Below are 14,505 nucleotides of genomic sequence, written 5' to 3' on the forward strand. Positions count from 1 at the left end.
AGGCTCGCTCCCACAGGGTTTTGCTTAGTGATAACCGTCTTCATGGGTAACCTTGCCGCGGAACACGTAGTAGCTCCAGAAGGTGTAACCCAGGATGAACGGGATGATGAACAGTGTGCCCACCAGCATGAAGCCCTGACTTTGCGGCGGTGCGGCGGCGTCCCAGATCGAGATCGACGGCGGCACGATATTCGGCCACAGGCTGATGCCCAGACCGCTGTAACCCAGGAAGATCAGCACCAGGGTCAGCAGGAACGGCATGTAGTTGGCATTGCGCGCCACGGCGCGGATCAGGCCGTACATCGTCACCAGCACCAGGATCGGCACCGGCATGAACCAGAACAGGTTCGGCATGCTGAACCAGCGTGAAGCAATTTCCGGGTGCGCCAGTGGCGTCCACAGGCTGACGATACCGATCACTGCCAGCAGCACGAACGCCAGTGGCCGCGCCAGATTGTGCATCTGCTCTTGCAGCTTGCCTTCGGTCTTCATGATCAACCAGGTGCAGCCAAGCAAGGCGTACGCCACCACCAGTGCGGCGCCGCAGAACAGCGTAAACGGCGTCAGCCAGTCGAGTGATCCGCCGGCAAACTGCCGATTGACCACCGGCAAGCCGTCGATAAATGCCCCCAGCGCCACGCCCTGGAAGAATGTCGCCGCCACCGAGCCACCGATAAACGCTTTGTCCCACAAATGACGTTTGTCGTCTTTGGCTTTGAAGCGAAACTCGAAGGCCACACCGCGGAAGATCAAGCCGATCAGCATGAAGATCAACGGCAGGTACAGCGCCGACAACACCACCGAATAGGCCAACGGGAATGCGCCGAACAACGCCGCACCGCCCAGTACCAGCCAGGTTTCATTGCCGTCCCAGACCGGCGCGACGGTGTTCATCATTACGTCACGGTCGACTTTGCCGGGGATAAACGGGAAGAGAATCCCGATGCCCAGGTCGAAGCCGTCCATGACCACATACATCATGATGCCGAAGATGATGATCACGGCCCAGATCAGCGGAAGATCAATACCCATGAGTCAAATCTCCTTGGTCAGGCGAACGTCGTCGTCACCGTGGTCGGCATCCGCCGAATCGTCGGCAGCGGACAACGGACGAGCTGGTGTGCGTTTTTTGCCTGGACCACCCTCCGGCGTTTCTGCGCCTTCGCTGATCTTCGGCCCTTTACGGACCAGGCGCATCATGTAGCCGAGACCTGCACCAAACAGCGCGAAATACACCACCACAAACATGATCAGGGTGATGCTCATCTGCACGAAGCTATGGTTGGAAGAGGCATCCGCCGTGCGCATCAGTCCATAAACCACCCACGGCTGACGGCCGATTTCGGTGGTAAACCAACCGGCCAGAATCGCGATCAGACCGGACGGCCCCATCCACAACGCCAGATAGAGGAACGGCCGCGAGGTGTAGAGCGTGTCGCGCTTACGCAGCCACAGACTCCAAAGACCGGTGAAGATCATCAGGAAACCGAGGCCGACCATGACCCGGAACGACCAGAACACGATGGTCGAATTCGGCCGGTCTTGCGGTGGAAACTCCTTGAGCGCCGGCACCTGTTTGTCCAGCGAGTGCGTGAGGATCAGGCTGCCGAGATAGGGGATCTCCACGGCGAACTTGGTTTTCTCTTCTTTCATGTCCGGCCAGCCGAACAGGATCAGCGGCGTCGCTTCGTCACCGTGGTTTTCCCAGTGACCTTCGATCGCAGCGATTTTTGCCGGTTGGTGCTTGAGTGTATTCAAACCATGGAAGTCGCCGATGACGGCCTGGATCGGCGCAACGATCAGCGCCATCCACATCGCCATCGACAGCATGGTGCGGATCGCCGGATTGTCCTTGCCGCGCAGCAAGTGCCAGGCTGCCGAGGAGCCGACGAAGAATGCCGTGGCGACGAACGCCGCCGTCGCCATGTGCATCAGCCGATACGGGAACGATGGGTTGAAGATGATCGCCAGCCAGTCGGTAGGAATCACCTGACCGTTGACGATCTCGAAGCCCTGCGGGGTCTGCATCCAGCTGTTGGAGGCGAGAATCCAGAAGGTCGAAATCAGCGTGCCGATTGCCACCATAACGGTGGAAAAGAAGTGCAGCCCGCGCCCGACCTTGTTCCAGCCGAACAACATCACCCCAAGAAAACCGGCTTCCAGGAAGAATGCCGTGAGCACTTCATAGGTCAGCAACGGACCGGTGACGGCGCCGGCGAAGTCCGAGAAACGGCTCCAGTTGGTGCCGAACTGGTAGGCCATGACCAGCCCCGAGACCACGCCCATGCCGAAGTTGACGGCGAAGATCTTCGACCAGAAATGGTAGAGGTCACGGTAGGTGTCGTTGCGGGTTTTCAGCCACAGGCCTTCGAGTACCGCGAGGTAACTCGCCAGGCCAATGGTGATGGCCGGGAACAGGATGTGGAACGAGATGGTGAACGCGAACTGAATTCGGGCGAGATCTAGTGCCTCTAAACCGAACATATGGCTTCCTCTGTCAGGTAATACCGGCTGCGGACCCGGAGGCCTGCACCCACTGCCCCCACGGATATGGAGTGCGGCGAATTCTGATTCGTTCTTTTTAAACAACCATCGCAACGCAGGGAGTCTGGCCAACTGGCCACCGGATCAATTCCGTATGAGGTCTTGATCTGGATCAAGCAACGTTGAAAGAGTAGTCCCATTTTTGCCGATGAACTGCGTGGTCGTTTGCCGCGTGACAAGTTGCCTCATCGGCGTGGCAATGCTCTGCAACAAATCCCCGGTGTGTCGTAAGCGAGAGAAACAGTACAGATTCGAGGACGACACAACTTCCCGAACAGCTGAATCAATCTGCACCGCAAAAAATTCGATGTCCTCCTAACTAAATTTTTTGTCATAGCAACTTCCTGTTACAGACTGGTGATAACCTCGGCATTCCCCTCGAGCCAGACCTGCCTTCAGATGCCCAGCCAAGAGCCCCTGCTGTTACGTCATCACCGCCCGTTTCTCGCTTTCTGGTTCGCGCGGATCTTTACCGCCAGCGGTTTCCAGATGCTCACCGTGGCGATTGGCTGGAACCTCTACCAATTGACCGGCAACGTCCTCGATCTGGGACTGGTCGGACTGGTCGAATTCGCTCCGCGCGTGCTGTTCATGCTGCACACCGGGCATGTCGCCGACCGCTATGACCGACGCAAAGTGGCGGCGATCTGTCAGTCGCTACAGGCATTGATCGCCTTGGCACTGGCCATTGGTAGCGCCACCGATCACGTGACCCGCGAGATGATCTTCATTCTCGCCTTCCTGCTCGGCGCGGCGCGCTCGTTCGAGATGCCGACCACGCAGGCACTGCTGCCGAGCATCGTGCCCAGCGCGCTGTTCCCCCGCGCGGTGGCAGCGGCGCAATCGGCGCAACAGTCGGCGACCATCGTCGCCCCGGCGCTGGGCGGTTTGCTCTACGCGTTCGGCAGTGTCTGGGTCTATGGCCCGACCGTGCTGCTCTACGTTATTGCCTGCTCCTTGATGCTCAACCTGCCTGCGCGGCAAACGCCGTTGAACAAAGGCAAAGCCACGCTGGACTCGTTATTGGCCGGGATTCGCTTCATTCGCAGTCGCCCGGACATTCTCGGGGCGATTTCGCTGGATCTGTTTGCGGTACTGCTCGGCGGGGCCACGGCGCTGCTGCCGGTATTCGCCAAGGACATCCTGCTGACCGGACCGTGGGGCCTCGGGTTGCTGCGTTCGGCACCGGCAGTCGGCGCACTGGGGATGTCGCTGTTTCTCGCGCGGTTTGCCGTGGAGCGCAATGTTGGCCGGGTGATGTTCACCGCAGTGGGCATTTTTGGCGTCGCGACCATCGCTTTCGGCCTGTCGACCTCGTTCTGGTTCTCGCTGGCAGTGCTGGTGGTACTTGGCGCGGCGGACATGATCAGCATGGTCATCCGTGCGTCCTTCGTACAACTGGAAACCCCGGACGAAATGCGCGGCCGGGTCAGCGCGGTGAACGGCCTGTTCATCGGCGCCTCGAACCAGTTGGGCGAATTCGAATCCGGTGTCACCGCCCATTGGTTCGGTACTGTGCCAGCGGTGGTGATGGGCGGGATCGGCACGCTGGTGGTGACGGGGACATGGATCAAGTTGTTTCCGACGCTGGCTAACCGGGACCGGATGCATATCCCGGTGGAAGAGGTGAAGGTCTGACAATCTCCAAAGCACAAGACAACTGAAAATGTGCGGTACATAGTTACCGCACTGAGTGTAATGTATCGCCTTACACTCGAGCCCATGATCAAATCCTTTCAGCACAAAGGCCTTCGCGGCTTCTATGAAACAGGTTCGACTCGCGGGATTCGTGCCGACCACGCAAAACGGCTGTCGCGCATGCTGCAGTTCATGGATCGCTCTACGATTCCCGCAGACTTGGATCTTCCGGGCTGGCGCCTGCATCCATTGAAAGGTGAGCTGACGGAGTACTGGTCGCTGAGCGTTTCAGGCAACTGGCGAGTGATCTTTCGTTTTGTCGGTTCGGACATCGAATTGGTCGATTATCTGGACTACCACTGACAGGAGGCAGGCTCATGCCCATGCACAACCCGCCACACCCCGGTGAAACACTGCTGATGGATGTCTTGCCCGAGCTTGGCATCAGCGTGACCGAATTGGCCCGACACTTGGGCTTCGCACGCCCGCATCTTTCACGTGTATTACACGGACATGCGCCAATCAGCCCGGATCTGGCTGTACGTCTTGAGCGTGCTGGCATTGGCAAGGCGCGCGTGTGGCTAGGCGTACAAACCGACTATGATCTGTGGCAAGCGGAGCATCGGGAGCAACCGGTTATCGAACTGATCGCTGTCCACGCCTGACACCTCCAGCCACTACAACTCCCCCGCCACTTTCGCCCGCAAGGCCTTGCCGCCGAGTTGCTCGACCAGCGTCAAGGCAAACTCCAGCGCAGCGCTGGAACCTTGCGCGGTGACGCAATTGCCGTCGACCACCACCGGTTGATCAACAAACGTACAGCCCGAGAGTTGATGGCTGGCGCCGGGCAGGCAGGTCATGCGCCGCTGGCGCAGCACGCCGAAGGTTTGCAGGGCGATGGCCGGGGCTTCGGCGATGGCGGCGAACAGGCGTCCGGCGCTGGCCTGATCCTTGACCAGTTGTTGCAGCGGCTGATGCGCCGCCAAGTGTTGTGCACCGACGGCACCGCCGGGCAGGACGATAAGATCGAAGGTTTGCGCCAACACATCGACCAGCATGCCGTCGGCGGTCAGGCGCGTGCCACGCGCGCAAGTCAGCATGCGTCGTCCTTCAATACTGGCGGCGACCACTTCGATGCCGGCGCGGCGCAGCACGTCGATCAGGGTCACGCTTTGCAGATCATCGATGCCCTCGGCGAGGGTAATCAGGGCTCTAAAGGTCATGGGCGCTATCCGCTGGGTGATACTTCAAGCGTAGTCAGCTTCACCCGGATCGCGCTGCAACAGCCGTTACTTGATGTAAAGCTGGGTCGACATCGTGTTGCGTGGCGCGTTGATCGAGGTGTTGCTGAAAGTGAAGGTGCCTTCCTGCTTGCCTGCCAGATCGAAGGTATATAGAGAACCAACGGTTTTATTACCGGGGGTGCATTCGGTCAGGTTGCCGTTATCAAAGGCACACACCGGGGCACGTGTACCGTTCACTTCAAAACCGTCCAGTGCGACCTGAGGCTGGCTCTTGCCATAGCCGACTTCGAGCACGTAAACCTTGATATTCGGTCCGCTGTGATTGCACTGGGTTTGCGTCTGCCCATCGCCGATGTCTTCAAGACCGCAGGCAGGCGATTGCACCTTGATCACTTTCACTTGCGTCAACGGCGGAGCCGATGCTGCCCAGGCCGTCGACATCCCGGCCGTCAGCGTTGCGATTAACCCGAAAACGTTCATCCAGCGCTTGCTCATGCGTTCCCCACCCCGAAAAAATCAGCGCGCAGTATGGCGCAGTTGGCTTCAAGGCAAAACTTCGCCGACGATCGACACCAACAACCGCCATATTCCTCACGCTGCTGGTATGATGCGCGGCTTTTTCCGGCCCACCACAATTTTTCAGGCGCTAGCGACGGTCTGTGCTTTGCTGTTGAGGTCGATACATTCACGGCGCCACGCGCGCCACGGGGAGCAGACATGCTGGAAAGGCTGTTTCAACTCAAGGCACACAACACCAACGTGCGCACCGAGATTCTGGCGGGCATCACGACTTTCTTGGCCATGGCCTACATTCTGTTCGTCAACCCGAGCATTCTCGGTGAAACCGGCATGGACAAAGGTGCGGTGTTTGTCGCCACCTGCCTGGCCGCCGCCATCGGTTCGACGATCATGGGCCTCATCGCCAACTACCCGATTGCCCTCGCTCCGGGCATGGGTCTGAACGCCTTCTTCACATACACCGTGGTCCTGCACATGGGCCACACGTGGCAAGTGGCGCTGGGTGCCGTATTCATCTCGGCCGTGTGCTTCTTCCTGTTGTCGATCTTCCGTATCCGTGAATGGATCATCAACAGCATTCCGCTGCCGCTGCGCTCGGCGATTGCCGCCGGTATCGGCCTGTTCCTGGCGCTGATCGCCCTGCACAACGCTGGCATCGTGGTGAGCAACCCGGCGACCATGGTCGGCCTCGGCGACCTGAAAGCTCCGGCACCGATCCTCGCCACCCTCGGTTTCGCCCTGATCGTCGCCCTCGAAGCGCTAAAAGTGCGCGGCGCCGTGCTGATCGGCATTCTGGCGGTGACCATCATCTCTATCGCCATGGGCTTCACCCCGTTCGGCGGCGTGACCTCGATGCCACCTTCGCTGGCCCCGACCTTCATGCAACTGGACATCAAAGGCGCGCTGGACATCGGTCTGGTCAGCGTGATCTTCGCCTTCCTGTTCGTCGACCTGTTCGACAACTCCGGCACCCTGATCGGCGTCGCCAAGCGCGCCGGCCTGATGGGCAAGGACGGCCACATGCCGAAAATGGGTCGCGCACTGATCGCCGACAGCACCGCGGCCATGGCCGGTTCGTTGCTGGGTACGTCGACCACCACCAGCTACATCGAATCCGCTGCCGGCGTCAGTGCTGGCGGCCGTACTGGCCTGACGGCCATCGTCGTGGCAATTCTGTTCCTGCTGGCGCTTTTTTTCTCGCCACTGGCGGCCAGCGTTCCGGCGTTCGCCACTGCACCGGCGCTGCTGTTCGTCGCCGTGCTGATGACTTCGGGTCTGGCGGAAATAGACTGGGAAGACATCACCGTTGCCGCGCCGGTTGTCGTGACCGCGCTGGCCATGCCATTCACTTACTCGATTGCCAACGGCATCGCGTTCGGTTTCATTTCCTGGACCGTGATCAAGCTGCTGTCGGGCCGCGCCCGTGAGCTGAACCCGGCGTTGGTGATTCTGTCGATTCTGTTCGTGATCAAGTTGGGTTGGTTCAACGCATGACATTTGATTCCCAGGCTTACGCCGAGCAACTTGCAGCCAAGGTCACGCGCTTGCGTGATCTGCTGGCGCCGTTCGATGCCCCCGAGCCGACCGTGTTCGACTCGCCGCTGCAGAACTTCCGTCTGCGCGCCGAATTCCGCCTGTGGCGCGAGGGCGGTGATCGGCATTACGCGATGTTCGCTCAAGACGACAAACGCACGCCGATCCTCATTGAAGAGTTCCCGATCGCCAGCCTGCGCATCAATCAGTTGATGCCGCAGTTGAAAGCGGCGTGGCAGGCCAGTTCGGCGCTGAGCCACAAGCTGTTTCAGGTCGAGTTCCTGACCACCCTCGCCGGCGATGCGATGATCACCCTGTGCTACCACCGTCCGCTGGACGAACACTGGCATGCAGCGGCGACGAAACTGGCGGCGGATCTAGGCGTCAGCATCATCGGTCGCTCGAAGGGCAAACGCGAAGTGCTTGGCCTCGATTACGTGGTCGAGAAACTCGAAGTCGGCGGTCGCACCTTCAGCTATCGCCAACCGGAAGGCGCATTCACCCAGCCTAACGGCACGGTGAACCAGAAGATGCTGAACTGGGCATACGAAGCACTCGGCGATCGTACTGACGACTTGCTGGAGCTTTACTGCGGCAACGGCAACTTCACCCTGCCACTCGCCACTCGCGTGCGCAAAGTGCTGGCCACCGAAATCAGCAAGACATCGGTCAACGCTGCATTGAGCAACCTCAGCGAAAACGCTGTGGATAACGTCACGCTAGTGCGTTTGTCCGCCGAAGAACTGACCGAAGCGCTCAACGAAGTGCGCCCGTTCCGTCGCCTGCAAGGCATCGACCTGAAGAGCTACGAGTTCGGCAGCGTCTTCGTCGACCCGCCGCGCGCCGGCATGGATCCGGACACCTGCGAGCTGACCCGGCGTTTCGACAACATCCTGTACATCTCCTGCAACCCGGAAACCCTGGCCGCCAACATCGCCCAGTTGCACGACACGCACCGTATTACCCAATGCGCGTTGTTTGACCAGTTCCCGTGGACGCATCACATGGAATCGGGTGTGTTGCTGACCCGGCGTTGATGGCGGGATAGCTGTTACGAGGAAGCCGTCGTGATTGACGGCTTTTTTGTGGGTGATGATTTTTGTTTGTGCGATCACCGAACATAAAAAGCCACGTCCATTTTTGTTCAATTGACCATGGTAACCATCTAGTACATTTTATCTCCACAGGCTGAAACCCTCGGCCAAAGCCAAAAACAATAAGTGGAGTTACCCCTCATGCCCCCTATCGTTCTGGTGCTCAACGGCCCGAACCTGAACCTGCTCGGCACCCGCGAGCCGGCGACTTACGGCCACGAAACCCTGGCGGATATCTCGGCGTTGTGCGGTCGCGCTGCTGAAGAATTCGGCCTGGCTGTGGAGTTTCGCCAGACCAATCACGAAGGCGAACTGCTCGACTGGATTCACGCTGCCCGCGGCCGTTGCGCCGGGATCGTGATCAATCCGGCTGCGTGGACGCACACCTCCGTAGCGATTCGCGATGCGCTGGTGGCCAGTGAATTACCAGTGATTGAAGTGCACCTGTCCAACGTCCACGCCCGTGAGCCGTTTCGCCATCACTCGTTTGTCTCGGCGATTGCCACGGCGGTGATGTGTGGTTTTGGCAGTCATGGCTATCGCCTGGCGCTGGAACATTTCAGCCAGCGGTTGAAGGGGTAACGCGCATGTCTCGCTCTAACGTAATACTCGCCGGGCTGATCGGCGCCGGCATTCAGGCCTCTCGCACGCCAGCGCTGCATGAGCACGAAGGTGATGCCCAAGGCCTGCGCTACCTCTATCGATTGATCGATCTCGACCAGTTGAAAATGGACAGCACCGCCTTGCCCGACCTGCTGCTGGCGGCCGAGCGGATGAACTACACCGGACTGAACATCACTTTCCCGTGCAAGCAGGCGATCATCCCGCTGCTCGATGACCTGTCGCCGGAAGCCAAAGGCATCGGCGCGGTGAACACGGTGGTGCTGAAGGACGGCAAGCGTGTTGGCCATAACACTGACTGTCTCGGTTTCGCTGAGGGTTTTCGCCGCGGTCTGAAGGACGCTGCCCGTGAACGTGTGGTCCAGATGGGCGCCGGTGGCGCAGGTGCGGCAGTGGCCCACGCGCTATTGAGCGAAGGCGTACAGCAACTGAGCATTTTTGATGTCGACAGTGAGCGCGCCGAGAGTCTGGCGAACAATCTCAACCAGCACTTCGGCTTTGGCCGGGCGGTGGCCGGGCGGGATTTGCCGAGTACGCTGAATCAGGCCGACGGTCTGGTCAACACCACGCCGATGGGTATGGCCAAACTGCCGGGCATGCCGGTGCCGGTCGAGCTGCTGCGCAAGGAATTGTGGGTGGCGGAGATTGTGTACTTCCCGCTGGAAACCGAACTGCTGCGCAATGCCCGCGCGCTGGGTTGCCGGACGCTGGATGGCGGCAACATGGCGGTGTTTCAGGCGGTGAAGGCGTTTGAATTGTTCAGCGGCGTGGTGCCGGATGCGCAGCGGATGCTCGCGCATTTTCAAAGCATGAATGGCTGAACTCTTTCCCCCTGTGGGAGCGAGCCTGCTCGCGAAGGCGTCCTGCCAGCCAACACATGAGTGGCCTGACACACCGCTTTCGCGAGCAGGCTCGCTCCTACAAGGGGATATGCGTCAGTCCTGCAGGTAGCGCAACACCGACTCGCAAATCATCTCGCGATGACGCTGTTTGATGCTCTCATCCGGCAGATCGATCTGGAAAATCTCGCCAAACGTGTGCCGGTTCGATACGCGATAGAAGCAGAACGAACTGATCAGCAGATGCACATCCAGCGCATCCAGCCCGGCACGGAAAACGCCCTCTTCAGCACCCCGACGCAGAATCTCACCGAGCGAATCGAGGATGGTGTTGTTCATCGCCTTGATCGCATCGGAACGCTTCACGTATTCGGCGTTGTGGATGTTTTCGATGCTGACGATGCGCACGAAGTCGACGTTGCGGTCGTGGTGATCGAAGGTGAACTCGACCAATCGCCGGATCGCCTCAACCGGCGCCAGCTCGGCCAGGTGCAGACGATTTTCGGTATTGCGGATATCGCCGTAAAGCTTCTCCAGCACCTCGACGTACAACTGCTCCTTACTGCCGAAGTAGTAATAGATCATGCGTTTGGAGGTGTGGATGCGCTCGGCGATCGCGTCGACGCGGGCACCGGACAAGCCTTGCTGGACGAACTCGACGATCGCCTCCTGCAGGATGTTCTCGCGGGTCTTTTCCGGGTTGTTCTTGCGACTCTTGCGCGGCTCTACAGCGGACACTTCAGGAGCTGCGGAAAGTTCTGTATTCATCGTCATTGCGGGCTCACGGCCATCACTGCACAGGCGGCGATTATGGGCCGCGCAGCACAGTGAAGGAAGCCGCGGGACCTGTGTTTAATCCCGCGGTTACGAATTTCCTACAACTTCGCCTGGCGCACCGCGCCACTGCGTGATTTGGCCATCGCCGCCAGACGCACCGCGACGTTCGCCGCGCCATACCCGGCATAGCCGTTCTTGCGCTGGATGATCTCGAAGAAGAAGCGCCCTTCAAACGGTTCGGTGTAGACGTGGAACAACTCACCGCCCTGCGCGTCACGGTCGTACAGAACGTTGTAATACGCCAGTTCACTGAGAAACTCGTCGTCAAAATCGAAGCGCGCAGCGAGGTCGTCGTAATAGTTGAGCGGGATATCCAGCAATGGCACGCCGGCTTCTTTGGCGCGACTGACTTCGGCGAAGATGTCATCACAATCGAAGGCGATGTGATGCACACCCGAGCCGCGATAACTCGACAGCGCGTGGGAGATCGCAGTGTTGCGGTTCTCTGAAATGTTCAACGGCAAACGAATCGAACTGTCGCGACTGCGCAATGCTCGACTTTTCACCAGACCGTACGGGTCGGGCAACACCACTTCATCGTCCGCTTCGAAATCCAGCAGGCTCTTATAGAACAGCACCCAACTGTCGAGACTGTCGGCGGGCAGCGCCATGGCCATGTGGTCGATACGCCTGAGACCGCCACGGGCCGGTGCGTCCGCTAGCAGATTGAAATCAGTGCCGTAGACATCGGCCTGTTCATCGACCAGATAAATCAGGCTGCCGTCCGGTGCGCGCACCGCCGCCAGTTCCAATTCGTTGGGGCCGACCAGTCCGCGATAGGGCTGACCTTTATAAGCGACCGCACGGGCCAGCGCACTGGCGCTGTTCTTGACCCGCACGGCGGTGGCACACAGCGACGGGCCGTGAGCCTCGAAAAAGCTGTGAGCAAACGAATACGGTTCGGAGTTGAGGATCAGGTTGATATCGCCCTGACGCAGCAGACTCACACTCTTGGAGCGATGCTGCCCGGCCTTGACGAAGCCGAGACGTTCCAGCCAGTTCGACAGCTTGGCGCCGAGGCTTTCATCGACGGCAAACTCCAGAAACTCGATGCCGTTGTACTCGCTGGCCTTCGGTGTTTCGAAGAGGATTTCGCGATTGGCCACCGGTGTCGCGTCTTGTTCCAGGCGCTGGCGAGTCTTCTCCTCCAGATACAGCAGCGAACGCAAACCATCGGCGGCATTAGCCCGTGGTGGCGCGGCGCGGAAGCCGTCGTTGAAGATCTCCAGCGACAGTGGCCCGGTGTAACCACTCTGGATGATCGGCGCAAGGAAGCCCGGCAGATCGAATTCGCCCTGTCCCGGGAAGCAACGGAAATGCCGGCTCCACTCCAGCACGTCCATCTGCAGGATCGGCGCGTCAGCCATTTGCACGAAGAAGATCTTGTCGCCGGGAATATCGGCGATGGCGCGGGGATCGCCCTTCAACGACAGCGTATGAAAGCTGTCGAGCAACACGCCGAGGCTCGGATGATCGGCTTGACGCACGATGTCCCAGACCTGTTGATAAGTATTCACGTGACGGCCCCACGCCAGCGCCTCGTAACCAATGCGCAAGCCGCGTGCGCCGGCGTGTTCAGCCAGCAGGCGCAGATCATCGACTAGAATTTGTTGGTCGCCGACGCTGTCGGCCGAAGCATTGCTGCAGACCAGCACCAGGTCGGTGCCCAGTTCCTGCATCAGGTCGAACTTGCGTTCGGCGCGCTCAAGATTGCGCGCCAAGCGATCGCGGCGGCAGCCTTCGAAATCGCGGAACGGCTGAAACAGAGTGATGGCGATGCCGAGGTCGGCGCACATCTGTTTAATTTCCCGCGGGCTGCCGTCGTAGTACAGGAGGTCGTTTTCGAAAATCTCCACCCCGTCAAACCCGGCGGCGGCGATGGCTTCGAGTTTTTCCGGCAGGGTGCCGCTCAAGGAAACGGTGGCAATGGAACGCTGCATGCTTCAACTCCCGGACTTCGCCGCTTTTGGCTGGGATGGTTTTTGTAGTGAAGGAAATTATTGGCTGCATCGAACGTGGCAGCAATTTAAAGTGTACTACCCGGTTAGTTTTGCGTGCGATTATCGAACACAATGGCGGTTTGGCGAATTGACGATTTTTCGTCCACTGCCCAACATCGACTGCACATTGAGTCCGGATCTGAACCATCGGTCGCAGCGTGCAAAGTAAAAAGCACACCAAATAACAAATCCAAAAACGGGTGGAACACATGATTCCTTCACAGACTTCCCGCATGGCCCCGGCCATGAGCACTGCCACGGGTGGCATCGGCGACAAGATCCGCGGCGCCATGGCCGTCGGCAAGACCCGTTGGGGCATGCTGGCGCTGGTGTTTTTCGCCACAACCCTGAACTACATCGACCGCGCCGCCCTCGGCGTCATGCAGCCAATCCTCGCCAAGGAAATGAGCTGGACGGCGATGGATTACGCCAACATCAACTTCTGGTTTCAGGTCGGCTACGCGATCGGTTTCGTCCTGCAAGGACGGTTGATCGACCGGGTCGGCGTCAAACGCGTGTTCTTCTGCGCCGTGCTGCTGTGGAGCCTGGCCACCGGTGCCCACGGCCTGGCGACTTCGGCCGTTGGTTTCATGGTCTGCCGGTTCATCCTCGGTCTGACTGAGGCGGCGAACTACCCGGCCTGCGTGAAAACCACGCGCCTGTGGTTCCCGGCCGGTGAACGTGCGGTTGCCACCGGCATCTTCAACGCCGGCACCAACGTCGGTGCGATGTTCACGCCGATGCTGCTGCCACTGATCCTGCACGTGTGGGGCTGGCAAGCGGCGTTCCTGTGCATGTCGGCACTGGGCGGCATCTGGTTGCTGTTCTGGGGTTTGAAGTACTTCAACCCGGAAGATCACCCGAGCGTTAAACAGTCCGAACTGGACTACATCCAGAAAGAAGTGGAACCGGAACAGGCCCGCGTGCCGTTCTCGAAAATCCTCCGTATGCGCGGCACCTGGGCCTTCGCCCTCGCCTACTCGCTGACTGCACCGGTGTTCTGGTTCTACCTGTACTGGCTGCCGCCGTTTCTGAATCAGCAATACAACCTGGGCATCAACGTCACCCAGATGGGTATTCCGCTGATCATCATTTACGTCACGGCTGACTTCGGTAGCGTCGGCGGCGGCATCTTGTCTTCGTTCCTGATCGGTCGCGGCATGAACTCGATCAAGGCGCGGCTGCTGTCGATGTTCCTGTTTGCCTGCTGCATCATCGGCGTGGTCATGGCCGCTGGCTCTGCCAATCTGTGGGTGGCGGTGGCTGCGATTTCTCTGGCGATCGGCGCGCATCAGGCCTGGACCGCGAACATCTGGAGTCTGGTGATGGACTACACGCCCAAGCATATGATGAGCACTGTGTTCGGTTTCGGCGGCATGTGCGCAGCGATCGGCGGGATGTTCATGACCCAGATCGTCGGCCATATCCTCACCGTGACCAACAACAACTACACCGTGTTGTTCACCCTGATTCCGGCGATGTATTTCCTTGCGCTGACGTGGATGTACTTCATGGCACCGCGCAAGATTCCGACCATCACCGAGTAACCTGGCCACTTGATTGGCCCCTTGTGGGAGCGAGCTTGCTCGCGAATGCGGACTGACAGTCGAAACAAATGTGACTGACACACCGCTTT

At 59.4% G+C, this 14,505-nt stretch carries 14 protein-coding genes; 8 read left to right on the forward strand and 6 right to left on the reverse strand.

Translation table 11 applies throughout. From position 1 onward, the window contains the following. Window positions 1-24: 24 nt before the first annotated feature. Both cydB and ACZ0A4_RS19840 read right to left on the reverse strand, forming a co-directional pair. Window positions 25-1,032 (reverse strand): cytochrome d ubiquinol oxidase subunit II, encoded by a 1,008-nt coding sequence (cydB, locus tag ACZ0A4_RS19835; protein WP_064118758.1) that lies wholly within the window; start codon window positions 1,030-1,032, stop codon window positions 25-27. A gap of 3 nt (window positions 1,033-1,035) precedes the next feature. Continuing rightward, on the reverse strand, window positions 1,036-2,484 hold the full coding sequence (locus tag ACZ0A4_RS19840; protein ID WP_463576080.1) for a cytochrome ubiquinol oxidase subunit I: 1,449 nt from the start codon (window positions 2,482-2,484) through the stop codon (window positions 1,036-1,038). Between the two features lie 459 nt (window positions 2,485-2,943). On the opposite strand from ACZ0A4_RS19840, the gene ACZ0A4_RS19845 reads away from it, so the two are divergent. From ACZ0A4_RS19845 to ACZ0A4_RS19855, 3 genes are all read left to right on the forward strand, one after another. Further along, on the forward strand, window positions 2,944-4,182 hold the full coding sequence (locus ACZ0A4_RS19845; protein WP_463555771.1) for an MFS transporter: 1,239 nt from the start codon (window positions 2,944-2,946) through the stop codon (window positions 4,180-4,182). An 84-nt stretch (window positions 4,183-4,266) separates the two neighbouring features. Then, window positions 4,267-4,545: a type II toxin-antitoxin system RelE/ParE family toxin gene (locus ACZ0A4_RS19850; protein WP_463576081.1), complete on the forward strand. Its 279-nt coding sequence runs from the start codon at window positions 4,267-4,269 to the stop codon at window positions 4,543-4,545. Window positions 4,546-4,559: 14 nt separating this feature from the next. Continuing rightward, a complete protein-coding gene (locus ACZ0A4_RS19855) occupies window positions 4,560-4,847 on the forward strand; it encodes a HigA family addiction module antitoxin (RefSeq protein WP_095048728.1) in 288 nt (95 codons plus the stop codon). 12 nt (window positions 4,848-4,859) lie between these two features. Here ACZ0A4_RS19855 and ACZ0A4_RS19860 read toward each other — a convergent pair whose 3' ends face one another. Together ACZ0A4_RS19860 and ACZ0A4_RS19865 are read right to left on the reverse strand one after the other, a co-directional pair. Beyond that, window positions 4,860-5,405: a DJ-1 family glyoxalase III gene (locus ACZ0A4_RS19860; protein ID WP_463576082.1), complete on the reverse strand. Its 546-nt coding sequence runs from the start codon at window positions 5,403-5,405 to the stop codon at window positions 4,860-4,862. Between the two features lie 66 nt (window positions 5,406-5,471). Continuing rightward, a complete protein-coding gene (locus ACZ0A4_RS19865; RefSeq protein WP_463576084.1) occupies window positions 5,472-5,921 on the reverse strand; it encodes a DUF4879 domain-containing protein in 450 nt (149 codons plus the stop codon). A gap of 222 nt (window positions 5,922-6,143) precedes the next feature. On the opposite strand from ACZ0A4_RS19865, the gene ACZ0A4_RS19870 reads away from it, so the two are divergent. From ACZ0A4_RS19870 to ACZ0A4_RS19885, 4 genes are all read left to right on the forward strand, one after another. Continuing rightward, window positions 6,144-7,439 (forward strand): NCS2 family permease, encoded by a 1,296-nt coding sequence (locus ACZ0A4_RS19870; protein ID WP_158957565.1) that lies wholly within the window; start codon window positions 6,144-6,146, stop codon window positions 7,437-7,439. Next, a complete protein-coding gene (gene trmA, locus ACZ0A4_RS19875; protein WP_463576086.1) occupies window positions 7,436-8,515 on the forward strand; it encodes a tRNA (uridine(54)-C5)-methyltransferase TrmA in 1,080 nt (359 codons plus the stop codon). The genes ACZ0A4_RS19870 and trmA overlap by 4 nt, the downstream gene beginning before the upstream one ends. A 198-nt stretch (window positions 8,516-8,713) precedes the next feature. Next, window positions 8,714-9,154, forward strand: a complete 441-nt coding sequence (gene aroQ, locus ACZ0A4_RS19880; protein WP_102899935.1) for a type II 3-dehydroquinate dehydratase — start codon at window positions 8,714-8,716, stop codon at window positions 9,152-9,154. 5 nt (window positions 9,155-9,159) lie between these two features. Continuing rightward, the gene (locus ACZ0A4_RS19885) at window positions 9,160-10,014 is read left to right on the forward strand and encodes a shikimate dehydrogenase (RefSeq protein WP_463576087.1); all 855 of its coding nucleotides are present in this window, start codon (window positions 9,160-9,162) and stop codon (window positions 10,012-10,014) included. A 114-nt stretch (window positions 10,015-10,128) separates the two neighbouring features. On the opposite strand, the gene ACZ0A4_RS19890 is transcribed toward ACZ0A4_RS19885, so the two are convergent. Beyond that, window positions 10,129-10,806 (reverse strand): TetR family transcriptional regulator, encoded by a 678-nt coding sequence (locus tag ACZ0A4_RS19890; protein ID WP_463576088.1) that lies wholly within the window; start codon window positions 10,804-10,806, stop codon window positions 10,129-10,131. A 101-nt stretch (window positions 10,807-10,907) separates the two neighbouring features. Next, entirely contained in the window at window positions 10,908-12,809 is a 1,902-nt protein-coding gene (quiC, locus tag ACZ0A4_RS19895) for a 3-dehydroshikimate dehydratase QuiC (RefSeq protein WP_463576089.1), read from the reverse strand. A 269-nt stretch (window positions 12,810-13,078) separates the two neighbouring features. Between quiC and ACZ0A4_RS19900 the strand changes: the two genes are divergently transcribed. Then, complete coding sequence (locus ACZ0A4_RS19900; protein ID WP_463576090.1) at window positions 13,079-14,416, forward strand: MFS transporter; 1,338 nt, start codon at window positions 13,079-13,081, stop codon at window positions 14,414-14,416. Window positions 14,417-14,505 lie beyond the last annotated feature (89 nt).

The sequence above is a fragment of the Pseudomonas sp. AC172 genome (assembly GCF_979258595.1).